General features: G+C 64.8%; 30 protein-coding genes and 1 pseudogene. 4 read left to right on the top strand and 27 right to left on the bottom strand.

Annotation, left to right across the window (positions count from 1 at the left end; genetic code table 11):
* Positions 1-3: 3 nt before the first annotated feature.
* The 27 genes and pseudogenes from ACZK2G_RS12440 to ACZK2G_RS12310 form a co-directional block, all read right to left on the bottom strand.
* Positions 4-786 carry a phage BR0599 family protein gene (locus ACZK2G_RS12440; RefSeq protein ID WP_478473474.1) on the bottom strand — a complete coding sequence of 261 codons (783 nt, stop codon included), beginning with the start codon at positions 784-786 and terminating at the stop codon, positions 4-6.
* Positions 783-2483 (bottom strand): hypothetical protein, encoded by a 1701-nt coding sequence (locus ACZK2G_RS12435; RefSeq protein WP_478473473.1) that lies wholly within the window; start codon positions 2481-2483, stop codon positions 783-785. The genes ACZK2G_RS12440 and ACZK2G_RS12435 overlap by 4 nt, the downstream gene beginning before the upstream one ends.
* A complete protein-coding gene (locus ACZK2G_RS12430; protein ID WP_135273065.1) occupies positions 2483-3460 on the bottom strand; it encodes a hypothetical protein in 978 nt (325 codons plus the stop codon). Before ACZK2G_RS12430 ends, ACZK2G_RS12435 begins: the two co-directional genes overlap by 1 nt.
* A 7-nt stretch (positions 3461-3467) precedes the next feature.
* The gene (locus ACZK2G_RS12425; protein WP_478473471.1) at positions 3468-4442 is read right to left on the bottom strand and encodes a hypothetical protein; all 975 of its coding nucleotides are present in this window, start codon (positions 4440-4442) and stop codon (positions 3468-3470) included.
* Between the two features lie 2 nt (positions 4443-4444).
* Positions 4445-7903 (bottom strand): phage tail length tape measure family protein, encoded by a 3459-nt coding sequence (locus ACZK2G_RS12420; RefSeq protein ID WP_478473469.1) that lies wholly within the window; start codon positions 7901-7903, stop codon positions 4445-4447.
* A gap of 2 nt (positions 7904-7905) precedes the next feature.
* The gene (locus ACZK2G_RS12415; protein WP_447384212.1) at positions 7906-8046 is read right to left on the bottom strand and encodes a hypothetical protein; all 141 of its coding nucleotides are present in this window, start codon (positions 8044-8046) and stop codon (positions 7906-7908) included.
* Between the two features lie 41 nt (positions 8047-8087).
* Positions 8088-8597 (bottom strand): DUF6631 family protein, encoded by a 510-nt coding sequence (locus ACZK2G_RS12410; protein ID WP_478473467.1) that lies wholly within the window; start codon positions 8595-8597, stop codon positions 8088-8090.
* The gene (locus ACZK2G_RS12405) at positions 8597-9352 is read right to left on the bottom strand and encodes a phage tail tube protein (protein ID WP_478473466.1); all 756 of its coding nucleotides are present in this window, start codon (positions 9350-9352) and stop codon (positions 8597-8599) included. Before ACZK2G_RS12405 ends, ACZK2G_RS12410 begins: the two co-directional genes overlap by 1 nt.
* A 3-nt stretch (positions 9353-9355) precedes the next feature.
* Positions 9356-9568: a hypothetical protein gene (locus ACZK2G_RS12400; RefSeq protein ID WP_099605493.1), complete on the bottom strand. Its 213-nt coding sequence runs from the start codon at positions 9566-9568 to the stop codon at positions 9356-9358.
* Positions 9565-10041 (bottom strand): phage tail terminator protein, encoded by a 477-nt coding sequence (locus ACZK2G_RS12395; protein WP_478473464.1) that lies wholly within the window; start codon positions 10039-10041, stop codon positions 9565-9567. Before ACZK2G_RS12395 ends, ACZK2G_RS12400 begins: the two co-directional genes overlap by 4 nt.
* The gene (locus ACZK2G_RS12390) at positions 10038-10571 is read right to left on the bottom strand and encodes a gp436 family protein (RefSeq protein ID WP_478473462.1); all 534 of its coding nucleotides are present in this window, start codon (positions 10569-10571) and stop codon (positions 10038-10040) included. The genes ACZK2G_RS12395 and ACZK2G_RS12390 overlap by 4 nt, the downstream gene beginning before the upstream one ends.
* Positions 10572-10580: 9 nt before the next feature.
* Positions 10581-11066 carry a hypothetical protein gene (locus tag ACZK2G_RS12385; RefSeq protein WP_099605495.1) on the bottom strand — a complete coding sequence of 162 codons (486 nt, stop codon included), beginning with the start codon at positions 11064-11066 and terminating at the stop codon, positions 10581-10583.
* A 161-nt stretch (positions 11067-11227) separates the two neighbouring features.
* Complete coding sequence (locus tag ACZK2G_RS12380) at positions 11228-12184, bottom strand: hypothetical protein (RefSeq protein ID WP_478473461.1); 957 nt, start codon at positions 12182-12184, stop codon at positions 11228-11230.
* A 56-nt stretch (positions 12185-12240) separates the two neighbouring features.
* Positions 12241-12594 carry a capsid cement protein gene (locus tag ACZK2G_RS12375; RefSeq protein WP_478473459.1) on the bottom strand — a complete coding sequence of 118 codons (354 nt, stop codon included), beginning with the start codon at positions 12592-12594 and terminating at the stop codon, positions 12241-12243.
* A gap of 51 nt (positions 12595-12645) precedes the next feature.
* Positions 12646-13851 (bottom strand): hypothetical protein, encoded by a 1206-nt coding sequence (locus ACZK2G_RS12370; RefSeq protein ID WP_478473457.1) that lies wholly within the window; start codon positions 13849-13851, stop codon positions 12646-12648.
* A 216-nt stretch (positions 13852-14067) separates the two neighbouring features.
* Entirely contained in the window at positions 14068-14637 is a 570-nt protein-coding gene (locus tag ACZK2G_RS12365; protein WP_478473456.1) for a phage virion morphogenesis protein, read from the bottom strand.
* The gene (locus tag ACZK2G_RS12360; protein ID WP_478473454.1) at positions 14637-15914 is read right to left on the bottom strand and encodes a phage head morphogenesis protein; all 1278 of its coding nucleotides are present in this window, start codon (positions 15912-15914) and stop codon (positions 14637-14639) included. The genes ACZK2G_RS12365 and ACZK2G_RS12360 overlap by 1 nt, the downstream gene beginning before the upstream one ends.
* A 3-nt stretch (positions 15915-15917) precedes the next feature.
* A complete protein-coding gene (locus tag ACZK2G_RS12355; RefSeq protein ID WP_478473453.1) occupies positions 15918-17444 on the bottom strand; it encodes a DUF935 domain-containing protein in 1527 nt (508 codons plus the stop codon).
* Positions 17441-19177: a hypothetical protein gene (locus ACZK2G_RS12350; RefSeq protein ID WP_478473452.1), complete on the bottom strand. Its 1737-nt coding sequence runs from the start codon at positions 19175-19177 to the stop codon at positions 17441-17443. The genes ACZK2G_RS12355 and ACZK2G_RS12350 overlap by 4 nt, the downstream gene beginning before the upstream one ends.
* Positions 19178-19735, bottom strand: a complete 558-nt coding sequence (locus tag ACZK2G_RS12345; protein ID WP_478473451.1) for a DUF3486 family protein — start codon at positions 19733-19735, stop codon at positions 19178-19180. It lies immediately after the preceding gene.
* 4 nt (positions 19736-19739) lie between these two features.
* Entirely contained in the window at positions 19740-20063 is a 324-nt protein-coding gene (locus tag ACZK2G_RS12340) for a hypothetical protein (RefSeq protein WP_478473449.1), read from the bottom strand.
* Complete coding sequence (locus tag ACZK2G_RS12335; protein ID WP_478473448.1) at positions 20060-20365, bottom strand: hypothetical protein; 306 nt, start codon at positions 20363-20365, stop codon at positions 20060-20062. The genes ACZK2G_RS12340 and ACZK2G_RS12335 overlap by 4 nt, the downstream gene beginning before the upstream one ends.
* A gap of 8 nt (positions 20366-20373) precedes the next feature.
* Positions 20374-20880 carry a lysis system i-spanin subunit Rz gene (locus tag ACZK2G_RS12330; RefSeq protein ID WP_478473446.1) on the bottom strand — a complete coding sequence of 169 codons (507 nt, stop codon included), beginning with the start codon at positions 20878-20880 and terminating at the stop codon, positions 20374-20376.
* Complete coding sequence (locus ACZK2G_RS12325; protein WP_478473445.1) at positions 20880-21398, bottom strand: lysozyme; 519 nt, start codon at positions 21396-21398, stop codon at positions 20880-20882. The genes ACZK2G_RS12330 and ACZK2G_RS12325 overlap by 1 nt, the downstream gene beginning before the upstream one ends.
* 166 nt (positions 21399-21564) lie before the next feature.
* The gene (locus ACZK2G_RS12320; RefSeq protein ID WP_478473443.1) at positions 21565-22038 is read right to left on the bottom strand and encodes a hypothetical protein; all 474 of its coding nucleotides are present in this window, start codon (positions 22036-22038) and stop codon (positions 21565-21567) included.
* Between the two features lie 34 nt (positions 22039-22072).
* Entirely contained in the window at positions 22073-22291 is a 219-nt protein-coding gene (locus ACZK2G_RS12315; RefSeq protein WP_478475617.1) for a hypothetical protein, read from the bottom strand.
* A gap of 3 nt (positions 22292-22294) precedes the next feature.
* Positions 22295-22459, bottom strand: a pseudogene (locus ACZK2G_RS12310) (helix-turn-helix domain-containing protein); the annotation flags it as partial.
* Between the two features lie 109 nt (positions 22460-22568).
* Here ACZK2G_RS12310 and ACZK2G_RS12305 point away from each other — a divergent pair.
* From ACZK2G_RS12305 to ACZK2G_RS12290, 4 genes are read left to right on the top strand one after another with little or no spacing between them, the layout of a single operon-like run.
* A complete protein-coding gene (locus ACZK2G_RS12305; RefSeq protein ID WP_024957605.1) occupies positions 22569-22778 on the top strand; it encodes a hypothetical protein in 210 nt (69 codons plus the stop codon).
* A 26-nt stretch (positions 22779-22804) separates the two neighbouring features.
* Positions 22805-23008: a hypothetical protein gene (locus ACZK2G_RS12300; protein ID WP_478473442.1), complete on the top strand. Its 204-nt coding sequence runs from the start codon at positions 22805-22807 to the stop codon at positions 23006-23008.
* Positions 23005-23298, top strand: a complete 294-nt coding sequence (locus ACZK2G_RS12295; RefSeq protein WP_478473441.1) for a helix-turn-helix domain-containing protein — start codon at positions 23005-23007, stop codon at positions 23296-23298. The genes ACZK2G_RS12300 and ACZK2G_RS12295 overlap by 4 nt, the downstream gene beginning before the upstream one ends.
* On the top strand, positions 23298-24230 hold the full coding sequence (locus tag ACZK2G_RS12290; protein WP_478473439.1) for a hypothetical protein: 933 nt from the start codon (positions 23298-23300) through the stop codon (positions 24228-24230). The genes ACZK2G_RS12295 and ACZK2G_RS12290 overlap by 1 nt, the downstream gene beginning before the upstream one ends.

The raw sequence follows: 24230 nt of genomic DNA, 5'->3' as shown, positions 1-24230 counted from the left end.
TCCTCAGAAAATGGGGGCCGGGCCGAAGGGATTCTTCTTCGGGATGGTGTGCTGACCGCCGTAGTTGAGCGCGTTGTTGAACTTCTCGTGGCACACCGATAGCGCGTGGCCGCAGCCGGGGTAAGCCGAAACCAGCTCGCCCGCAGCAAGCGGCGCGGCGGTCAGCAGGGTCAGTACGGGCCCGACATGACCGACGACAAAGCGGTACTCGGTAGCAGCGCCCCTTTTCCACTTGATGAAGCCGCCCACGAACCAGCCATCGGGCTTGGCAGCAAAGGCGTTGGAGGTGACCGTCTGCGTGGAGGCGGCTGATAGCACACCATCGACGCGGAACAGTTCCGGGTTGAGCCCACAGTCGACGTCGAACAGAGCAAACGGGCATGGGCCCTGCCAGCACCGGCGCAGGCCATTGGTGGCGGCTGCGCCGATGTTGCTCTGGCAGGTCAGCACCAGGTCGTTCTGTCGTTCGGTGAAATCGCTTAGCACGCCATTCCACGTGTCGCGGATGACGCCATCGCTCTTGCGCACCCTGCGCCAGCGCACCGTGATGCGCTCGGTCGGCGGGAACGGGCGAAGCACCGATGCCAGGGGCAGCGATAGCGGCACGGTCACCTCCAGATTCGACCGCGCCTCCTGCGCCGACTGCCCCAGGCGGCCACGCTTGATGGCCACGGCGGTGAACTGCTGCGAGTCGTAGACCTCTGCGCTGTCGCTGGAGGTGTAGCACCAGCGCTGAGATCCGCGGCCGAACTCGTACAGCTCTACATGGCGGGAAAACAGGCTCACGATTCACTTTCCTCGGCGCCGATGCCGGCAAAGGACACCTTGCAGCGGGCCAGCCCTTCGCCATCGGTTTCATGGGACAGCTCGACGGTGTCGGAGCTGAGGCGGGCCAGCACCATCCAACTGATCAGGCGAATGGCTGCAGGCTGCAGAGCGATACCGTGGGGCACGTCCAACTGCAGAAACTCGCGCTGCGGATCAAGTTCGGTGGCCTGGACCAGCTGGCGGTAGAGCACCTGGCCATTGAACAGCTCGATGCGCAGATAGCGACGGCCGGGCTGCGCGCGCCCGAAGCGCGACACGCCTGCCCATGCCACCACGATGCCACCGGCGGTGGCCAGGGCGGGCTCGATCAGCTCCAGATCATCGGCCCAGGACGGCAGCCACAGCGAGGACGCCCGACCCTGCAACCAGTACAGCAGGCTGCGCAGATTGACCTGCTCGGCGCGGCCCCACGTCTGCCAAGCATGGGACTGCACCGGCCAGGCCTTGCCGGTGAAGTCATCGACCGCGATCGGACCGATGTCCCCATCGATCACGACCAACTGCCGGCCGAACTCAGCGGTCGGCGATTGATCCAAGTCAGACCGCTGCTCCAGCACAGGTCGACCGCGATAGGTGGCCGCCGGTGCTACGGCTGGCCAGTCGCAGGTTTCCACAGCCGTCAGGCGCACGGTGGAGCGAATAGCCTGGTCGGTCAGGCGCTCCAGGCTGGGCGTCTCTGCAAGACGCGCCGTCCTGCAGGGCAACACCCGCGTGCCCGGCGCCCAGGCGTTGGCCGTGGGCCGAGCCAGTTGCAGGGCATTGCCGGCGATGCCGGCCACCTCGACCAGTTCATAGGTGGTGACGTCTTGCCACAGCATCGCCAGACCGCCCTGCCGGTAGTCCCGCTGTGTGGCGGCCGGTACCGGAATGGATTGCACGCCCAGTGCCAGGCGCGACTGCAGCCAGGACACGTCATTCCAGATGGGCAGTGCCCAGGTGCGCGCCGACCAGTCGAACAGCGCGTGTTCCAGCACCTGGCGCTCACGGCGATCGGCCAGAACGCTGAACTCCCAGGAGCGTCGCGGGGAGCCTCGCAGCGGGAAGCGGGCCTCAGCGCCATTTGCCGCCTGCTGCACATCGGTTGCCCACGCCAGAGTTTCCGACACCGGCCGGGACCAGTCTGGCGGCAGCATCCACGCCGACATGCGATTGCCGGTGATCGTGACGGTGCGCCGCCCCAGTGCCACGAAGTCGTAAGACAGCGTGGCCGCGATGACCGGCGGGCCCTCGGTTGTGATCGACAGCTGCCACCGCCGCAGCTGCAGGGGGGCGAAGGCCAACGGCGGCGCGCCTGGCCCTACCAGCTCGACGCCCTCGCCGTTCTCCAGCACCACCGAGGCCAGCGTCTGCGGCTGCAGGTAGGCATTCCAGACCTGGACGAATCGCACCTGGTTGGTCACCAGATTGCCGAGGTCGATGCGCAGCGGCAGGGTGTGGATCCGGTGGTACCAGTCATCGAACGAAGTGCGCAGCGCGGGCCCGGCCGAACGCTGTTCGGGCTCAACAATTGTGGACTCACGCGCCGGACCGGCCAGAAGGCGAGCGCTGGCCAGCGCGCCACGAAATGGCACGGGAATGCGGGTGCGCGCGATGCCCAGGTTCTGGCTTCGCCAGCTCGGGCCAGTGCTGATGGAGGTGGACAGGAGCAGCGCCATCAGGACTTCCGGATTGCCCAGCCATAGGCGTTGCTGGCCGGAGGCTGATCCGAACCGCTGGCCATCGTCAGCTTGCGCACCCAGGGAATCACCACCCAGGTCTCATCGCCGATAGTGATTTCCTGCTCGGGCTCCAGCTTCTCCAGGTAGCACGCCCGAAGGCCGATCACCTCGCCGATCGGAGACCGGTTGGGTGTCGTTCCAGCACGACGGACCCACAGCTGGATCGGGTGAAGGATGCTGCGGCCGGAGAATACATTCTCGTCTGCATTGCCCAGCGCCCGGCCCAACCATAGGTGGTCGCGCGTTTCGTCATTGGTCGATCCTTGATAGCTCGGACCCACACCGCTGCCGGCCTGGCCCTCAGTTCCGAGCGACCCGCCGTAGGTGTTGCAGATCATGTGGTAGCTGTTGCTACGCCCCTCCTCGACAGAGTCGGCCCTTACCTGTCCACAACCCAGCCCGTTAGTGTTGTATCCGAACAGCACCACCGTGGGGGCGCTGGTACTGATCACGCCGCTGGAGCTGCCGTTCAGTGGCCAGTACGTGCCATCGACATAGGTGCCGCCGTCGTAGGCGCCGGCCTTGGCAAGAACCCCGAACGCGTGATGGCGATACTCGCCTGCAGTGGCTTGGGCGATGGCGACGTGGATCGCGGTGCCATTGGCGAACAGCTTTACACGTGGGAACGGACCGATCAGCCCGAGCGTCGACACGCTCCGTGGAGACTGCAGCGGTTGCGAATTGGGATCGAGCGCGCCGTTGTATCCGATCGAGAGGCGCGACTGCAGGCTCAGCTGGTCAGTGTTGAATAGGTGAACGTAATCCGACACGCCGGGGATGCGAACGGTGGCTGTTCGATTGGCCCCGGCCAGGTTGTTGCGTTCAACGGTCCAGCCATTGGCCTGCGCAAACTGCACGACCAGGTCGATCAGGGTCTGCACGTTGGGAACGTTGCTGAATTCGGCGTAGGCCATCTCTACTTCACTCCAGGGAAAACGCGGCGAACTCGCCAGATCCAGTGCGGTACACGTTGGGCACCAGCAGATGGTCCACACCACCAACCGTTGCAAGCTGCTCAGCTGTTGCACCGAAGGACGGCGTGTAGAAGACGCCGTCGAAGCTGCCGTAGAACTGGCCCCTTTCGGGCATCTGGCTGTAGGGAGAACTCCTGTCGGTGAGGCTGCCCGGCCACGCGAAGCCCGCCAGCTGGCCGCGCTGTACCCATCGCTGACCGTCCAGAAGGTTGCGCACGTTCTGATTGCAGATCCCCTTCGCCCACGGCAGGGTCATGCGTCCTGTGGTCTGAGATCCGTTCAGTGCGAGGTTGCGAATCGGTACCCAAGCCTGTATGGGCGAGAACAGATACGCCTGGCTGCGATTGGTGTTGTCGGTGCCGTCGGCATTGGCGCTCCAAAAATTGGAGTGCTCGTAGCTATCGGAAGAGGCCAGGAAGTTCCTGTCCAGGCACGATCCGCCGATGAAGAGCGGGTAGCTCCAGTCGCCGGGCAGATGATCGGGCAGGATCAAGCCGGCATAGATAGCGTCGTAACGACCGTTGATTCGCGTGATGACCTTGAAGCAACGGCCATTCGCGACGAACCAATACTTGATCGGCGAGTTGACGCCCAGCAATGCGACGGGCTTTGAGTTGGAGCCGGGAGGATCCGGCCTCGGCTGAGCCGGGTTGTATCCGGTGTGACCGATGACCGCTATGTTGTAGTAAGCGCTGGCCGGAACCACCCATGCCTGCAGCGAGAGGTAGATCTCATCCTCGCCCGCAAGGCCTCGGCCCTTCAGGGACACGAAATCGTTGGCGGCGATCGGGCCGCTGGCCACGCCGCCCACCACCTGCCACTGCTGGTTCGCTGCTACCAAGGCAGCGTTGGTGGTCAGAAAGTCCCGCAGGCGGGCCATGAGGTCGGTGATGTTGGCGGCGGTGTCTGTTGCCCAGGCCATACTCAGAGTCCCAATACTTGGCGAATCGCCGCAGCGTTGCGGTCGATCTTGTTGATGATGGTTTTGTCGCTGCCCGGATCCTCCATGTAGTCCTCGAACAGCCCCGACGACACCTGATTGATCAGGCGTAGACCCAGCTGCGTAGGCGAGCTGGTGGGCGGGGCCGCCACTGTGCTGAACACCGGCGAGCGCTGCAGTGATGGCATCTGGCTGACCAGGCCGCCGTCGGCATAGGCGCCCCAGCGGCGCACTGCGTCCATGCCCATCGCGTTGAAGGCATGCAGGAACGCCAGTGCACCTGGCTGGGAGACGACCTTGGCACGGGCGACGAACTCACCATTTGAGAGCCAGGCAGGGATGCTGTCGCTGATGCCGGTGCCTGGACCCCAGACCGGACCGCCTTGCGCCTTCTTGATCGGAACGGGCGTGCCAACACTGACCTTTCCAACCTTGCCGACTGCTCCCAAGAGGCCGCCGGCGAAGTCGGCAACCGCGCCGGAGCTATTTGCCGCAGCCAGTGCGATCGCGGCTTGCTTCAGCTGGACTGCGGCGGCGACCAAAGCGCCAGCGCCGGTGACAAGGCCACCGCCCGCGCTGGCCAGCGCCGACGCGCTGCCGGTCACTGCGCTTGCACCTGCGGTGACAACACCGCCAGCAGAAGACAAGGCCGCCGCTGAGGCCTGAGTTGCGGTCGCGGCTGCTGCCTGCGAGCCCACCTCAGCACCCTTGCCGAACAGCTTGCCGGTCAGTGTCGACGCCAGCTTGGCCGAGAGCTCATCGGCAACGTACCCCGCCAGGCCGCTGGCGATGGACTGGAAGAAGCTGCGCACGATCTCGCCCAGCGTGGCATTGCCATTGGCCAGCGACATCAGGGCATCACGGAACGCGCTTTGGAACGTGGTGCGCACGTTCTGCTGCAGCAGGTTGGTGGTGGCGGCCATCTCCTTGAGCTTGACGGCCATCTGTTCGGCCGCCTGCAGCGCCTCGGGGTTCTTCAGCGCTTCAGCCGTTGCCCGCATGCGATCGGGAAGATCGCCCAGGGCGGACAGTTGCTGCCGGGACAGATCTACCAGCTTCTGGCGGGCCTGCGCCTCGGTGATCAGCCCCGCCTGCAGCTCAACCTGGATGCGCTGCTGGGCCAGGCCCATCTCGCCCATCGCGCGGTTGTAGGTTTCCTGCATTTTCTGCAGGTCCGCCGTCAGCCGCACCAGCTCCTTGGCACGGTCGACCTGAACCACGCCGTCTTGGTTGCCCGCTTCGACCATCTGCCGACGTGTGACCTCCAGCTCGCGCAAGCTCTTGGCCTGCTGCGCATCGGGGCCGCGGCCTTCTAGGTTGGCGATCTGATCCTGCACTTCCAGCAGCTTCTTTGCCGCCTCTACGCGAAGGCGATCGGAGTCCAGCTTCTTGGCAGTGTCCAGCAGCTCCTGCTTGGTCTTTGCCGATGCGTTCTGGAAGTTCCCTTCCTTGATGGCAGCCTCGATCTCTGCGGTCTTGGTGGCCTTCTTGCGGGTTTCATCCAGCGTGCCGACCAGCGCGATCTCTTGCTTCAGACGCTCCAGTTCGCGCTGTGCGGCCGCTTCGTCCGTCTGAGCCTCGGTCTTGGGGCCCTTGGGCTTCTTGGGAAGGCTCTCGGCATAGCGTGCGCGGGCCTCTGCCTCCAGGGCCTTGATCGCCTTATCGTCCAGACGGCCGGCCTTGCCCAGTGCCCGGATATTGGCGATCTCCTCTTCGAGCTTCTTCACCTTACTCAGGTTGCTGATGCGAAGCCGCTCGAACTCCTGCCTGGCCTTTTCTTCCTCCGGCGTGAGGGGGGCGTCGATGCCAGCCATCTGCACCTTCACAGGCGCGTTGGTTCCAGAGGCCGCCCGGATGCGCGCTGCCATCTTGCCGGTCAGGTCGGCAAAGGAGGGAAGCTCAAAGTTCTTGGCCAACGTGCTGCCGACTACACCCATGCCCAGCAGATCCGACAGGCGCGGCAGCTTGGCCAACACGCCCCATTCGCCAGCCAGCTGCACAACCGCGTTGGTGAAGTCGCCCAAAGCGCCCCAAGCGCCACTGACGTCCTTCTTGACGCCCTGCCAGCCGCGGGCGAGCGCCGGCATCGTTTCATCACTTTGTGCCGCGACCTCATCCAGGCGATCGGAATAGATCTTGATCGCCTCGGCCACGGCCTCCTGCTGGTTGCCCTCTTTCACCAGGGCGCGCACCCGCGCCAACTGGGCTTCGGTCAGGAAGTTCTCCGACTCGGTCAGTGCCAACAGGCCTTCGACCGGATCCTTCTTCAGGGTCAGGAACTTGGCGACGGTGGTGTCGATGGCCTGGCCGGCGGAGGCCTGCATCTTGGCAGCGCTGCGCGAGACCAGCTCGAACTGCTCGCCGGTGAAGCGGCCGGTCTGCGCCACCTTCGTCAGTGCCTCGGCGGCGGTGCCGCGGGAGACGCCCTGCAGGCCGGTGAGCTGATCGCGCCGGCCCTGCAGGTTGGCAGTGCTGGTGGCGGCATAGTTGTTGGTGACGATCAGCGCCCGCTGGAACGCCATCTCTTCATCAACCGCTTGCTTCCACGCCAGCGCCAGGCCGCCGACCGCCACGGCCAAGCCACCGACCACCGCCACGGTGGGGGTGATCGCACCGGCCAGCGCACGCGCGGCCGGCACCACGCCGCCGAAGGAATCCTTCAGCTGCCCGCCCTGCTGGATGGCCACCATCCAGATCGGCATGCCGCTGACGATGCTGGTGGTGATATCGGTGATCTGCGCCGGCAGCTGGCGCATGGCCATCTGGTACTGACCGGCCGAGATGGCGCCGGGTCCGCGCCCGCGACTGTTGGCCTCGGCCAGGTTGACGGCATTGCGCTGGATGTTGATGCCGGCCAGGGCGCGGTTGTACTGCTCACGGCTGATCCTGCCGGCGTCCACCGCCGCCTTGAGCTCGCGCTCGTCGCGCTCGAGCTTCTGCAGTTTGACTGAGGCACCATCGTAGCGGCCCAGTGCCCCTTCCACGGCGCGCTGGCGCTGTTGTTCAGTGCGGGTCAGCGCCGCTTCCTGCTTATCCAGGGTCTTGAGCGCGTTGTTGTAGTCCTCGTGGGTGATCAGTCCTCGCGCCATGACCCGATCGAGCATGGCCTCGGTATCGGCCAGCTCGGACATGCTGGCCGCGCCCTGCTGCAGGCGAGCATCCAGCTCGGAGATCGAGCGGATCTCATCGGCCACTGTCTGGCGCACAGCCCCACCGGCGGTGCGAACGCGATTGGCGGCCTCAGCACTGCTGCGGCTGGTCTGATCCAGTGCGCTGGCGGCCTTGTCGGCGCCTTTCGTGGCCGCCTCCAGACCGGCGCCAGCGGCAGTGCCCGCATCCTTGACCGAGGCCAGCCCGCGCTGCAGCACCGGCAGGGCTTTCTGGGCCTGCTCGATGTCCAGGGCGATGCGCATCGCCAGTTCAAGGTTGCGGGTGGCGGCCATTGTTACTCCAGTTCCTTCAGCAAGGTGGTCGCCGGATCACCCCCGGCATAGGCAGCGCTGGTGTCGGTAATGCGCTCCCGCCGCGCTCGCCGCTGCTGGGCTTGGACATGCTCCCAAGCGAGCAGGATCTGGCGCTGCGTCATCCGACCGATATCTGCAAAGCAGCGCCCGTAGCCAGCACAGATCAGGTCGGTGAAGACGCGTCCGTAGCCGACTGGCTCACCTTTTTGCCGACGGCGTTGCGCAGCAGCCGGCGCAGCAAAAAATTTCCATTGGCCTGCCACCACAGCAGCAGCATCTGCTCGCCATCGGTTTCATTGAGCGTTTCCAGCCACGCTTCCTGCGCCCGCACCTCGGCGGCAGCATCCTGGACCTCACCCGATGCAGGGGCGATGGCGCAGGCCAGAAGGTGCCGAATCAGGTCAGGGTGCGAGAGCAGCACATCGGTGACCTCCAGCATTGAAGGTGCGTCGCGCCCCTCGAAGAGCGGCTGCAGGTCGGCCAGCAGCGGCGCGGCGGCCGGCAGGATCCGGGCACCTTCGAAGAATCCGTACTCGCGCACGATGATGGTCTTGCCGCCGACCTGGCGCTGCTGCTGCGCGGCCAGGATGTCCAGTTCGTCGGCAATGCCCTCCGGTTCCGGCGCACCGGATCCGGAGGGCACCTCGGCCTGGTTACCGATTCGGGTGGCCATCAGGCCGCATCCACCAGCATGACGCGGGCGTACAGGCCGAATCGTGGATCGGACTGGCGGACCGGATCGATCTTGGCCTCGCCATTGAGCACGATCTCACCGAAGGTATCGTTGATCAGCGGCAGGGATTCAGCCGCCGGGAACGAAATGCGGTTCACGTCGGCGCGGACGCGCTGGGTGGCACCGTCGACACTGTTGACGGCGTCGAACAGCGCGTAGTACTCCGACTTGCTGCTCTCGAACACCTTGACCACGCTGTGGGCAGCATATTGGTAGGTTTTGGCCACCACCGCGGCCTTGGTGGTCAGGAAGGTGATGATGCCGGTGGCAAGATTGACGGTGTAGTCGGTGTCGAGCACCAGTGGTGCCGCCGGCGTGCCACCCTCCAGCACCAGCGTGCTGATCGCGGCGTACTCCAGTGCGACCACGTCGCCCGGCTTGACGGCACCGATGGCCTCGTTGGCAGCCGAGCCCGAAGCCAGATCCAGACGCGTGCCATCGGTGGCCAGCGCCAGATTTTCGTTGTTGATCTGACCCAACGTCAGCCTCACGCCTAGGTTGCGCTCGGTGGTCATGGTGGCGGCGACGCCGCGCACACCCGACCAGCTCTCCTTCTTGGTTTCACGGGTGCTGGACATAGCCAGCTCCAGGACGCTGCTGTCATACACCCAGCGCGCCGGCGCGCGGCTGCCGTCAGCATTACGCAGGCCCAGATACACGCGGCCCTGAAACGAGAAATATTCGGTCTTGGACATGGCTTACTTCGCCTCCTGGGCGCTGGCAATAGGCGCCTGGCCACCGGCCTTGCGCGATGTGTTGGGGGAAGAATCAGCCTCGGGGGCGTCGATGAACTCGTGCTCGACTGCCCAGGGCACCAGGTCGGCGGGAATGTCGACCGTTTCGCCGGCGGCAATGGGCTTGCGCGACAGCGTCAGGCCCGGCTTCTTGATGGTGTATTTCTGGGTGGTCATCGCGGGATCTCAGGTTGAAGAAGGGCTTGGGTCTTCCATACATCGACCCACAGCGCGATAGCGGCGTCGTAGTCCTCGAGGTTGCCCTCGATGAGCTGACAGGCACGGCCACCGGCAATGGGCGGCGTCCAGCCGAGCAATGGCTGGCGAACCTTGCCCAGCAGGATCCGGAGCTCATCGATCACCTGGGCGCCGCGCTGTTCGCGGTAATTGCGGCACACGGTCACCACCGCGAAGTTCACTTCGACCAGCTGCGCCAGGCGCGCCTGCTGGCCGGGGATCGAAGCGCCAGTCTTGGTCTCCAGCGGCATCTCGCGGGCCAGCAACACGTAGCAGCACGGCGCAGGGAAGTCGCGCAACGCCTGCACGGCGGCATAGTCGGCGCTGCCCTGGATCTGACGCAGGTCCCTGTCGCCGACGCCCTGACGGATGCGATCGCGTACCAGGCCAATGTCGAAGGGCTGCGTGCTCACCGGCCATAGTCCTGCAGGGTGCGGTGGCTGAACTCCCGCGGCGGTGCACAGATCTCGGGGGCGCCACCGCTCGGGGCCGGCAGCGGGTCATCGGCGCCGAGGCTGAACTTGCCATCGCGCACAAGCTCCAGAAAGCGCAGCGCTTCCTTGTAGTCGCGCACCACCGGATCGGTGCGCTCCTCGGTGTTGACCCGGTCCTTGTGCAGCAGGTAACGCGCAATCCACCGTCCCCAGGTGGACACAAGGCCCGGCACCGGCGCCGGCAGTGGCACCGTATAGGGCTTGGGCTTGCGCATGACCAGGTAGCCATTGATCACGCCATCGGCATCGTCCAGGGCACGCTGCACGTGCGCAGCTGCCTCATCGGCGATCGCCACGTCAGCCGGGTCGAAGGCGCTGCGATCGCTGCCGAGCAGCGTGGCATCCATCAGCGCATCGTCCACGATCGGATAGCGCTCCGGCGTGGCCACCTGCGCCAGTTCCTGGGCGAGCTTGGCCGCCGACAGCAGCGCGAGCGTGCAGTAGGACATGGCGGCCGGTTACTCCAGCTCTTCCGGGGTGGCCGGTTCATCACCGAGGACGCCTGCATCCTGGTAGTCCTCCGCATCGTCCCAGGTCATCTCGATCCATGCCGGCGGCTTGACGACCACGCCGTTGTGCTTGAACGGGCTGAGTACTTCGAAGCACCAGGCGCTCGGAGCATCATGGTCCCCAGCTGTGGAGGTGGCAGCCGCAGCGGCAGTCTCGATAGACGCCGCATCAGGCGAAGAAGCATCCGCTTCGGTGCCGGCGTCCTGGTCCGCTTCCGGACCGGCTGGCCGCAGCAGGCCGACGGCAGCACCATCGGCTGCAGAGGCAATGGCCTCGGCGGACTGCAGCTGACCATCGCTTTGCTCTGGTGCCGAGCCGCCCGTCGCCGGTGGCGTGTTGGAAGCCTTCTCTTCCGTGACGGCCAGCACGTCGGCCGGCTTGCCGTCCTGGACGGTCTTGGGTGCGCTGGGCGGCGCGGTGCGGGGCTTGGCCACGACAAGATCTCCGAATAGGTGTGGTGCCGTGCTCTCCGGCTGTCACGCATGGTTTTGCTGTGCTGCGCACGGCCAGGTCCCGCGTTCGCCTGGTGCTGCCGCTCGCTGGGTTGTACGGGTCAGCGGCAGCTGCGCCGGCGATCCTTCGCCGGCGCCCTTCATCACGCTGCGGGCGCGCCTGCGTTCTGGATCAGGTAGCCCGCGACCATGCCGCTAAGCACCGGAGTGCGGTTGTTGTTGACCGGGTGAATCCATGACTGGCGGTTTTCTTCGCGATAGGCCTGACGCACGTTCGGTTCGCCAGCCATGCTGTAGGTGTAGCCATAGCTCGGTCGCGCGCGGTTGCGGCGGTTGCCGCCGCTCGGCGGGGCCACGAACGCCAGGATCACGTCCTGCCCCCAGACATCGCCCAGGTCATCATCCTGACCAGTAGCCACCACCGCCTCACCAATGTAGATGTTCGGGATTTCCCACATCGACGCCAGGATCTGGGTGGTCAGCGCGTTGAAGCCGCGATGCTTGAGGTAGTCCTGGATCTTCGGATTGGCCTTGGCAGCTTCGAATGCCGCCGCCGACAGAATCGCGGTATTCGGCCGCATACCGATGCTGGAACGAATGGCTTCCTTGCCGACGCCAATATCAGCAGTCGGATCACCAGAGGCGCCGCGCCAACGATTGACGCCCACCAGAGCGACCTTGTGTTCGTTGTCGTAGTTGGCCGCGTTGCGCGCCACGTCAGCGCACTCACATTCGTGTTCCAGCTCCATGATGTCCAGGACGATATCCACCGCGTCCTGCGAAGCGTCCAGGCCGGGGCCGTTGGCCGCTTCATTGGCGGTTTCATCCGGAACCACCGCCTCCAGCGCTGCAGGAATGATGGCGTAGGGCTTGCCCTGGTAGCCGAACTGGACGCGCTTGGTGGCTTCGCCCGGTGCGCGCTTGGTGTTGTAGCGACGGAAGCCTTCCTTGCCGAACGTCAAGATCTGGCCGCCAAAGGTGGCCACATCAACGCGCGGGAAAAGGAACTGGCCAACGTTGCCGGGGCGGACGTAGCCGAGTGCATGGGTGGTCAGGATCGGATCGATGATGCGGGCCTGACGGAGAGTCTGCTGGGACATGGAAGGTCTCTCTGCGAGATGGTGAGAACGATGGGCGGCGACAGACGTGGCCGAGATCAGCCAGTGGTCGCCGGTGCGTTGGGGATCAGGAGTACTTCGACGCGGTCACCATCTGCCGTGGCGGGCTGCAGTGCCTGAGCAACGGCAACGCCAGTAGTGCGAGCAATGAGTTTTCCAGCAGACCCCACCTGCAGGTAGGCGCCGTCGGCAAACGTGCCGCCGGCAGTGGCGACGCTGGTACCAACCACATCAACGGGCACCCGGTCGCCCACCGCGCCACTGGTGTTGGTCACGCCGAAGGCGTTGCCACCGGCTGTTGCGTACTTTCCGTCACGGCCGACGATGCGCTCGGCTTCCAGGGCGGCGGCCGCGATGACAGCCAGGGTGAGCAGCGAGATTTTCTGAGTCATGGTTCTGCGCTCCAGCGCGAGGGATGAGTTGAGGAACTGCGTTCGGATGCGTCAGGAAACCGCTTTGACCGCCGTGAGGTAGTCCACCCCCGCGTGGGTACTCTGGTAGTCCAGAGCCTTGTTGTGCAGCGCAAGTCGTGCTGGGTCGACCTGGGTGCCAGCCGGTGCTGCGAAGTTGGCCGCGCCCGCTTCAACACCCTCACCAGCAGACTTCTCGCTGAAGTCCACCGCCTTGGGCAGGCTGGTCAGCAGCTCGCGCAGCACCGATTCGGCCGGCTTGGATACGGTCGTTTCACCCTCGGCGAAGTTCAGCGGCTCCTTGCCATTGGGCTGAGCCAACAGCAGTTCCACCACGGCCGGCTGCTGGCGCGGCAGCAGCTTGCCTTCCTTGACCAGGCCTTCAGCGAACGCAACCGCGTCTTCGCGTCGCGCGGTCTGTTCACGGGCGGCGAGGGCCTTCTCGCGAGCGTCCAGGGTAGAAGCCTGCTGGTCGAGCTGCTGCTGACGCTGCGCCTGTTCGGCGTTGTGCTGCTGGGACATGGGGTCGATCTCCGATTTGACCTGTTCACGTGTGGGAGGCGTTGCCTGGACGGGCGCAGGCGCATCCAGGGCGCTGCGCGGGGACTGGGTGAGCAATGGCGACGCGAAGAGGGCCGACGTGCGCGAGTTTTCGTCATCGCGTGTACTGCTCTCGATGCCGCGGATCTGCCAGTCCGGAATGACCTGGTCAGCCGTCTCCAGGCCCTGGGTATCGATCAGCCAGTCGCGGAAGCGACGGAACAGATCCGTCAGCGTCCAGCCCAACGGGGCCAGCGACATGGCAAAGCAGGCCGCGTCATCGCCGTCGGCGAACGAGGCCGACTTGAGCCCCTTCACTGCCGGCGGCTGTGCGCCCAGGAAGCCGATGTGGCGCAGGTAGTACTTGCCCGGTGTCGGGTTGCCCGGCGAATCGGGCATGAAGATCGACGCGCTGATCTTCTTGAAGCGGCCGTTGTTGGCCAGCTCCGCGAAGGCAGGGTCGACCTGGTGCGGTTCGGCCATCAGGAGGCCATCCTTGGCCAGAAGCGCTTTGCCCCAGCCATAGGCCGGATCGTCGGTCTTGGGATGGCCCACCACGATGGGCGCTTCGTGCAGCGCCGGATCGTAGCTGTCGGCGATCTGCTGCACATCCGCGTCGCTGAAGGTCAGCTCACGGCCGTCTTCGGCAACGTGCGTGCCGGCTTTGAAGATCTGCAGGGTGGCGGCGGGCTGGTTCATGCCGCCAGTTTTCCCGCACAGCCGTCTCATGTATTGGGACCGCGGTCCGCATGAAACTTCCCGCGCTGATGCACATTGCGCATGCAGTGATCGGCTCGCGCACAAACTCGCACCCACGCGGGCCGCTATGGCGTGTCAGACACCATGCGGGTGTGGGTGACGTCCGAGCGTGGCAGCGCGGCTGTAGCGGCGCGCAGAGCGCCGCTTATGCGCGCGCTATTTGAAGGCGCCGCCCACGTGGTCTTGGGCGATATCCAGCAGTTCTTTCTCATCTGCGCGACTGACACCAAGCCAAGGACGAGCCGGCATCGTGATCGTGTAGGCAGGCAGCGTTACCCAACGCCGATAGCGCTCGTTCCGTCGGCTGGCTTTGACGAAACGACCTCCGCCTTTCCCCTTCTTCAAATGCACGCGGGTCGAGCGCGCAGGACGACTGATCGTTCCGCCACCCTGATGGATGGCGCCATAGGGTGCGTTGGTGCCAACAAGGACCGCGTCATTCCCATCCAGCTGCCACGATGCCATGTCGCCGAGCATATGGAAGTCGAATTCCAGGATCGGCCTGCCTGGACGTTTGCGCTGTTTGTAGCGCTTGTATGACGGCGACAGCGCTCGCCACTTCCGACCTGATGGATCGACCTGCTGTTTCCCGCGGCGTCGCGTAGTGCCGAGCAGGTACTCGCCCCAGTCTTTCAGGATCAGCTGCCTCGCTTCGCCCTCCAGTTGGCGCAGTGCATCGGCCAGTGCGGGTGTTGCCGAATCCAGAGTTACTTCCAGACGCGCCATCAGAGCGCTCCCTGCAGCAGCTGCAGTGTGCCGTCGGCGACGCTGCGTTTGAGATCAGAAGGCATCAGCATCTGCAGCTGGGGTTGAATGATGCTGACGCCCGTTTCCGAGATGGCCACGTCGACCACCATGAAGGCCGCGCGCCCCACCGCCAGGACATAGCGCAGGCGACCTGCGGCCACGTCCAGCAGGATGGCCACCGCATCGAGCAGGCGGATCGGCAGCTCGGCCGCAGCGATGGCCACTGCACCAGGACGCGTGATGGGGAGCTGCTCGGCCAGCACAGCGAAGGCGGCCGTCGCTGGGCGAACGTTGGCACGCCGCAGCTGCGACACCAGTCCGGGAGCCAGCGCGCCGGCCAAGTAGCGGGCAGCATGTGCTGTGTCAGCATCAATGCTGGCCAACCAGCTGGCATAGCCGGCCTGCAAGGCATCCTTGGCGCGCGGCCGTGCCAAAGCTTGGGCGGCGCTGGCCGCAGCGGGTGCCGCTGGCAGCCGCGCGCCCGTCTCCAACGCGTTCTGCAGAGCGGCCGTCAGTTGCCCGGTCAGCGATGGAGGTGTTGCCGGACCGCCACGGCCACTGGGCCAGTGATCGGCCGTAGCACCTGGCGCGTAGCCGAAGCCAGGATCGACGCCTGCTGGCGTCAGCACGGTACGCGGCCCGCCCGGACTGCGCTGCCCGACCATCACCGACTGCATGACGATCTCGGGAGCCGTGTCGGGGCCGTCCTTGCCCAAGCGGCGCAGATCGCGCTCGTTGAGCGCATCGACATAGCACTGGCAGCCCCAGCCGTTGGCCGGATAGTGGTAACGCCACCACGGATCGTCGTGGCGCAGCACCAGGCCATTCCAGGACACGTGCAGCGGACGCGGATGTTCGACGGCATCGTTGTGGTTGTAACGCCAGAACGGCCGCACCTTGATCAGCTGCTGCAGCTGGGCCCACCGTCCGGCGTTGTAGCTCTGGCGCAGGTTGGTCTCGTAAATCACCCGCGAGCGCCAGTTCCGGCCGCCGTTGTAGTCCCAGCCATGCGTGGCCACGATGCGGTCGAAGTCCTCGCGGAACTGCTCCAGCGTGCGGCCTTCGGCGATGACCCGGTCAATAGACTGTCGGAAGTCGGCAAGCAGCGCGTCACGATTGGCGCCGGCCACCATGAAGCTGGTGTCGTGCTCGGACTCCCAAACGTCCAGGTAGCTCTCGGTGAGCACGTTCTTCTTGCGACGGAAGAACTCGATCTGCTCTTGGAATGGAAGTTGGGCGTAAGCAACCCCGGCCATTGGTCAGTCTCCTGCGCCCTGGACGTCGGTACGACCAGCCAGCGTCGCTGCCGTCATCGCATCGGCCATCACCGACGCGTAGTCGTCCAGGGTCATGTTCGGTTGCAGCTCGAACAGGCGGTCGCGCAGCTGCTCCAGCGAATCGACCTCATCGACCAGCTGGCGGATCTGCTCGACCCAGCCAGCACCAATGGGCGACAGCCGGCGATCGAGCTGCCGGCCCAGGTCGACAGCGGGATCCGGAGTCCTCGGCGCACCGTCGGCAAAGGCGGCTGGATAGTGCCTGCGCAGCAGGCTGGCCACAGTACCGCCGACATCAGCGAACTGGGCGCCATCGATCGCCGTCGGTAACGCAGGCGGCTGCTGCGGCGCCTGGACAGGCTCGTAGTTGTCGCCGTAGGTCTGATCCATGTAGACCTGCTTGGGCTTGTAGCCCAGGTCGAGGATCTTTTTGTCGCGACTGGCAGTGGCGTCCAGATCCTCCGGCTCTTCGGTGACGCGGTAGACCCGCGGGATGGCCGCGCCGGGGAAGTTCCATTCGGTGAGCCAGCGCGCTGGGCCCTTGTTGAAGGACTCGCACACCAGGTCGGCATCGGAGGTGATGATGTCGCGGCGCACTTCGCGCTGCAGCGCGTCGTTGCCGAGCTTGCCGGGGGTGCCCTGGGTGCTGGCGGTCTGGCCCAGCACCACCTTCTGGATGGTGGCGTCCATGTAGTCCTGCAGGGCCTTGTAATCGGCCGTGCCGCTACGCCCGGCCTCCAGTAGTCTCAGCGCCATGCCCTTGGGCATGATGATTCCGCTGTCGGTCTGGATCGCGCGCGTGGCCTGCAGCAGCTTGGCCTTCTCCGGATCGGTAGCATTTTCGTCGTATTCGCCCACCGCGGTGGGCATGCCGAACTTCTCCAGGAAGATCAGCCAGAACTTGAGTCCATTGCGCTTGAACAGCACCGGCCAATACAGCCAGTGCGCCAGGCCCAGGCCGTAGGGCTCATCGTCATGGTCGGCGCCGGAGCAGAAGTTCCAGAAGTACGGTGCGAGTGCGGGGACACCCTCCGTCATCTGCGTCTGGGTGAGCAGCCGCAGGTCACCTTCCTTGTCGTAACGGAAGCGCCGACGGTTGCGAACCTTGATGTCCTTCAGGCCGATGCGGGTGCCGTCGACCTTGTACAGGATCTCGGCCACACCGTAGCCGTAGAACACGCCAAACAGCATCTTGCGGGTGACGTTGTCCCAGCCGATGCCATGCAGCTGCTCCTTCAAGTACTCCGCAGCCTGGCGGTCGATGCGCTTCTCCCCGCCGGGCTCCACCTGCCATTCGCAGGCCACCACCGAGTCCTGGCGCGATCCGAAGGTGGTCTTCACTTCCGGATCGGACAGTACCTGCTCGTAGATCTGCAGGTCGTAGCCGCCTCGGTTTCGCAACACGCTGTCAAAGGGCAGCAGCAGCGGCCCGGTGTAGCCACGGGTGATGTCGATGCCATCGGCGGTGGTGGCAATCTCGCGGCCGATCTCTGGGCGGGCGATGGTCATGCGAATCCTCCAAAATCATTGCCGCCACTGACCGTGCCGAAGGCATCGTCAGTCACGACGGTGGCCATGCCGTCCGCCCGGCCATCGCCGATGTAGGCGCGGGCGCCAGCTGCCTGAAACTCGATGGGCACCGAGGTGACGTGGTTGAGCGCGGCAAACTGCATCAGCACGCCTGCGATCGCGCCGTCGCCGTGACGCACCAGCTCGGGATCCTGCAGGTCCTTGCGCTCCAGCCGCGGCACCATCGGGATGCCATCGACGTACTCCACGGCGCGGTGGTCATCCTCCAGCGACGCGTCCCCGGGCAGGGTGAGGAACCCGTCTTCGAACAGCGCGATGTACTTGGGCATCCATTCGCTGTACCACGGTCGCGACAGGGTGACCTCGTGGATCGGACCACCGATGTAGCGGCCCGTCTCGGCATCGAGCTCAGCGCGTCCGTAGCGGTCGCCGGTGTATTCCATCAGGGTTTGGCCGGGGCCGGTGGCATCGCCGGCGAACGACCAGCGGCCGGGGAATCCTTCCTTCAGCGCGTCCAGCAGCGCCCACAGGATCTGCTCCTGCTGGCGGGTGGGCGCGTTGGCCATCTCGATCAGGAACGGCACGTCGCGGCGCAGGTCCTGACCGACCTTGGCCGGCTTGATCACTGAGAAGTGGCGGTGGCGAGCGAAGTCCATGCCGATCGCCCAGCGGCCCGTGAAGCCGGCCACGGCAGTGCGCAGCACCGGCAGCAGCGTGGTGGCGATCCAGACCGCACACCAGATCTCGCGCTCCTTCTCAGAGCGCCTGGGGAAGTCATCATCGAAGACCAGGCGCAGAACCGGGCGGACCTCCGGCATGGCCCGATCTATCCAGACCGAGGGGATGGCCGAGCCATCGCCATCGCGCGGGATGACGTCCAGCTCCTCGCGCATAGCGGCCTTGCGCGGGCCATAGGCCGAGCGGATGGCGGTGTACCACTCCTTCTTGCCCTCGGCGGTGGCCACCTTGCCGCGCATGGCGCAGACCCGCTCGTAAAGGCCATTGGACACGGCATCATCGAAGCTGATGCGGATCACCCCGGCCTTCTTGCCGTAGCGACCGGCCTGGACGTCCTGCACCAGCTGGTTGAACGGATTCTTCTTGCCGCGGTGAGTGGACCACACGCGGATCCGGCCACCCCAGATCAGCAGTGCGGTGGCTGATTCGAGCACCTTGGCCACGTCCTTGTGCAGCGCCGCTTCGTCCAGGTCGACCACGCCCTGCAGGCCGTGGATGTTCTCAGGGCGCGAGGAAAGCGCGGTGACACGAAAGCCGCTGGCAAAGCGGACACGGAACGCCTGGATCTGCCGGCTGGTGCCGTCGGGCTGCTGGTCCTGGAAGATGTGCTGCTCGATGCGTGAGGCCTGGCCCTGGGCAATGATCGGTGCGAACTTGGCCACGTAGCCAATGAACTCCAGGCCCTTTTCCTTGGTGTCGGCCATGTACCACACGTTGTCGCCACCAGCGTCCTTGGCAGAGGCGGCGGTGATGGTGTCGCTCAGCGCCTGGGCGAAGGTGATGCCGGTACGACGCCCCTTCTCGCAGACCGCGATATCCAGCCCTTCCTGCATCCGGATCCATTCGGACTGATGGGCCATCAGCACGCCAGCCTTGCTCGGATCGAAGTTGGCCGAGATCGAGCGCACGCTCTCAGGCAGCTCATCCCAGTCCAGGACTCGCTCGGTATCCGGCAGGGAACCCAGTGCACTCACTTAGCCGACTCCATGCAGCACCTTGTTGCGCCAGAACTCCACGCCCTCGGCATCCAGGCCCTTGGCCCGTGCAGCCTCTTCAACCCGGCTGGCCGCGTCGACGAGCGCCTTCTGACGGATCTCGCCGGCAAACTTCTCGCGCACGATGGAAGAGCGGGTCAGCTCGGCAATGGCCTTGGCCGCCTTGCTGTACAACGCAATGCGATCGGCGGGGGAAATACTCTCATCGTCCTGGTCAGCTGCCTCCTGGAACTGCAGCAACGCTTCGAACAAGTCGGTCTGCAGCAGGCCCATCAGCGCACTTCCGCGCTCAGCGGCGCTATCTGGCGCCTGTTCGGCCACCAGCTTCATTGCCTCGGTGCTGGCACTGATCGAAGCCAGGCGGCGTTTGAGCCGCTTGGCCCGCTCGTTGACGGTGGTCTTGCTGATCTCGTAACCCTGCTCGCCCAGCCACTCGGACAGCGAGATGCTCCCGCCGAAGGCATTGGCGACCAGTCGCCGATCCAGTTCGTCGCGCACCTCTTCGGGCAACAGGTCGATCTTGCTCACGGGAGGCATGGCGTCACCAGTACTTGACCGGCCGGGCAATGCCCGGTCCGCAGTCAATGGCGTACTCCACAATGTCCACACCGTGACGGGTCAGCTCCGCCGACCACGGCCCGGAAGGGGATTTGGTCAGCTCGATCAGGCGACGGGTGTCCAGGTAATCCAGTTCCCGGCGCACTTCCAACGCGGTGGCATCCGGGTACATGTCCTGAGCGGCGCCGGCCAGAACCGATTCACCGATCGGATAGGGGCGAGAGCGATCCAGCACCAGCAGCATGAGCCAGCGCAGCTGCTCTCGACGCAACTTGCCCAGATCCGGGCCCTGATTTCCGTGACTCACGACTTGCTCCCCTTGTCCTTCATATTCATGATTTCCTTCGCCACCGCATCGATCTTGGCCTCGATCACGCTCTGCCCGCGGGCGTAGTCCTCACGCCGGACGTAGTCTTTGGCCACTTCGATCCGGAAGTTGTTGAGCTCGCCCTCGACGTCGCGCCAGCGCTTACTGTCGTTGAGCAGGATCGCCAGCTGCTGATCGGTGCGCTGTTGGAGCTGGGCAACGAGCCAGCGACCACCCGCGATCAGCCCGCCGAGCAGGCTGAGCCCGATACCGGCAAACCACACCAGGTAGATCGGCTGCATCTCAACGATCACGGGGCGACCTCGGCGGCTGGGCGTTGTCCGGTGAGGACACCGATGACGCGCTGGCAGGAGCGGACGTGGTCTTCGGCTTCGGTGACGATTTGAAGAGCAGCTCCCGCAATCTCTGGACGTAGTTGGGCGCTCGCATCACGTTCGATGGCGCCAGCGACGGCTTGGGACAGGCGAGCGGTGTGACAGGTGGCGAGGTCGTCGCGCAACTGGAGATCGCCAGCACGCACGCCAGCCACAACAGCAGCAGGGATGGACGCGGACGTCTCCCGTTCGGTTTCATGTTCGTCTCCGATCTGAGCCATTGCCTTGGCTTGGGTGTGCTCGGTGTCCCGAGCACTGCGCTCGCTGTCCAACTGCGATTGAAGCGTGGTCACGCGCTGCTGCGCCGTGGCGTCACGGGCCTTCGCGTCCAGGGCATTGCCTCGATAGAGAAGTGCTGCGGCAATGGCGACCAGTAGAAGCACCAGCAGCAGGGCGACCGCTGCGATCAGGGCGCGGATCATCAGTACCGGCCCTCGCACATTGCGCGCTCAGCCGTGCGCCGGCGCTCCAATCCCTTATAGGACTTGCCGCCGGCATTGGCCCAGTTGCTCAGCTGGGCACATGCGAGGTCCCAGCGGCCTTGATTGGCGTAGACACGGATCCGCGGCTGCTGACCGTTGCGCAGCGTGCACATGCCATCCTTGACCCCGGCGCCGCCGGGACCGACGTTGAAGGCGAACGACGTCAGGGCAGCTGCCTGGTAGTCCGTCATCGGCACCTTGATGCAGCTCTGCACGGTGTTCCAGGCAACACCGAGATCTGACTGGAGCAGGCGCTCGCACTCGGCACGGGTGTAGGTGCGCTGTTCGACCTTCGCCGTATGGCCGTAGCAGACCGTCAGCTTGCCGACGACATCACGATAGGGCTGGGCCGAGTAGCCCTCGAAGGGCTGTACCAGCCCGAGCAGCAACGCCAGCATGGTCGCCAGCATTCCGCCCGCGATGGGCAATGCCTTGTTACCGGGTTGCTCTGCTGCCATGCGCCATCTCCAGGGAAAGATGGCCGACGGGCAGACGAGGATGCCCGTCGGCCAGGTGCGCAACTGCGCGCCAAACCGATGGGCAGAGTTTCAATATCTATTGAGGCAGTGTCTTGGGACCGCGGTCCGGACAATCACCTCGGATCCTGGCGGCAGGCGTGGACCGCTACTCGCCTTTGGGTTTATGCGCCTCCCACCAACTATTGGCAGAGGAGGCCTGTGGCGCAATCACTTTGGCAGGTTGAGCGGCAGGCGCTGCCTCCGAAGGGGGATTCACCGTCGCTGGCGGGGCGTCAGCTCTGGGCACCTCCACGTCGCCGCAGCGCTTGGCAGAAAAAGCACCTTGCAGCTGAGATCGTCTTTCTACTGAAGTCCTCTTGGCTTCATTTCGCTCAATGACATTCCCGATCCCAAAGTCCCCCAGGAAGCTGGCGACGGACATACCACTGAACTTCGCCTGTTGCTCGACCTGACGATCAAAGGCGTCAACCTTCGATAGCTCAATACGAATCTGTTCACAAGAGTAGGTCAACGTCTCGTAACTAGTGATCGGCTGCAGGCGGCCATACCGCTTGGTGGCACAGCCACTGAAAACCAGAATCAGCAATGCGCCAGCAACAACGAATTTCTTTCCCCTCATATCCTTCCCCTGGTTGGTTTTCTCTCACGCCATCTCATTCTGATGAGCCGTACTTCTTCGCTCCGAGCTCCGATTTCGGCTGCGCGAATGCAGCGCTCGTTCTTTCAAGAGCCACCTTCGCGTCCTCAGGACTATTTCGATAGTTGCTCAGCAATATCGCCTCGCGACTTGTCAGCTGCACCCCCTCTCCTGACGTACCCGCGCCAGTGAGAAGCCAGAGCGGCTGAACGCCGAACAGCAGATTCAATTTCACCAGAAGTTCTACGTCTATTGGACGCGTACCTGCCTCGTATCGGATGAGAGTGGTTCGACCGATACCAAGCAACTCAGCGAAGTCCTTCTGGCTTCTATCCCCCCGAATCAACCTAAGCCTCTCGCCGGTGTCTCGCAGGCCGTCGTTCTCAGAGCTTCCTTTAGTCATTTGTTCCCGTCCGGGTATTGACAAGTGTTCCCGCACGGGAACATGATTACTTCCACTGGCAGCGCTTAGAGCAGCCAACCAATGGAACAAGGATCAAAGGATACACGCGATGAGCGAACCCGCCCCCAGCCTGGATCTTCACCTCAAGGTCCGCACCGCCTTCGTTGGCAAGGGCACCAGTCTTCGCGGCTGGTGCATGGAGAACGGCGTTCCGCCGCAGAACGCCCGAGACGTCCTCATCGGACGCTGGAATGGCCCGAAGGGTCAGGCCCTGCGGCGCAGGCTGCTGAAGGCCGCTGGCCTGAGTGCCTCCGCATGAACGCCTCCGGCCGCCCCCTGGACCAAGTGCCCACCCGTGAACTGGAACTGTTGCTCGCCTCGGCCCGCGACCAGTACGCCACCGCTGCGAACAACTGGCAGCGCGCCGTCGAGTCGGACGATCCGTTGGCGCTCACCCTGCCGCTGGCAGGCGCCGTCGACGCAGCCGACCGCCGCGCTGTCCGGATCCTGAAGGAGCTGGCGCGCCGCCAGCAGGGCGCGGCGGCATGAGCGAGCAGAGCATCTTCGCCCGCCTGCTGTTCGCTCTTGCCGGGCACAGCCGCACCGGCTTGCGCCTGAAGCCCATTGCCGATGGCATCGACGAATCACCCAGCACGACGCTGCGCAACCTGCAGCGCCTGGCCGAAGACGGCCTGGTCGAGCGCTCTCCCTTCGACCAGGACAACTGGCGCCTGTCCCCCCGAATTGTCCAGATCGCCTTGGCCCATCAAGCCGAGGTAGCCCGTGAAGAGCGGCAACTGGACGACTTCAAGAACCGCTACAGCCGTAGCCCCAACTGATGACGAGGATCGAAATGGCAGAGAAGCAACCCACCAAGCGCGGTGCCAAGCCGCTCGCACAGGCCGAGCCGGCAGGCACGGAGCTGGACACGGGCAAGTTGGTCGAGCGCAATCAGGAACTGCAGGTGATGGCGCAGGCCGAGGCACAGGTAAAGAGCCTGGCCACCACGCTGGGCTACACAGGCAGTCTGGACACCGACTCGCTGTGGAGCATGGTCGAGTACCGCCAGCGCCGTTCTGTCGAGGACATTCTGGAAATGGGCCGGGGCCTGCTGCTCATCAAAGAGCAGACCGCGCATGGTGAGTTCCAGGAACAGATTGCTACGCGAGGATTCAACTACCGTACGGCGGCGCGGCTGATGACCGTCGCCCTGAAGTTCTCCAAAAGTGACACGGTGTCACTTTTGAAGGCTGCCGGTACCCAGGCCAAGGTGCTGGAGCTGGCGGTACTGGACGACGAGGACCTGCAGGCACTGGAGTCAGGCGAGTCGGTCGCCGGCATCACCGTGGACGACGTGGAGCGCATGAGCGCCAGTCAATTGCGCCATGCGCTGCGTGAAACCCGCGCTGATGCCGACGCGAAAGATCAGCGCATCAACAAGTTGAGCGAGGATCTCAACAAAGAGTCTGAGAAGACCCTCAAGGCCCAGCGTCGCTGGAAGGCGGCCACCCCGGACGAGCAGCTGGTCACCCTCAAGCAGGCCGTCACCGAGGCCGAGCAGAATGTTCTGGCTGCCATCGGCAGCGAGGGCAGCGGCCTACGCGCCTCGTTCCAGGCACTGGCCGACTTTGCCTGCGATAACCACGTCGAGGAAGACGCTGTGCTCTTCCTGGGCGATGTGATCGGCCGTCTCCTCACCGCGGTACGCATCGCCCGCGACGTTGAGGATCTGGCCATCGCCATCCCCGTCACCAACGACGCGGGGATCTGA

The sequence above is a fragment of the Stenotrophomonas sp. 107298_Sma genome (assembly GCF_056480345.1).
This window is presented reverse-complemented; position numbering and strand designations above follow the sequence as displayed.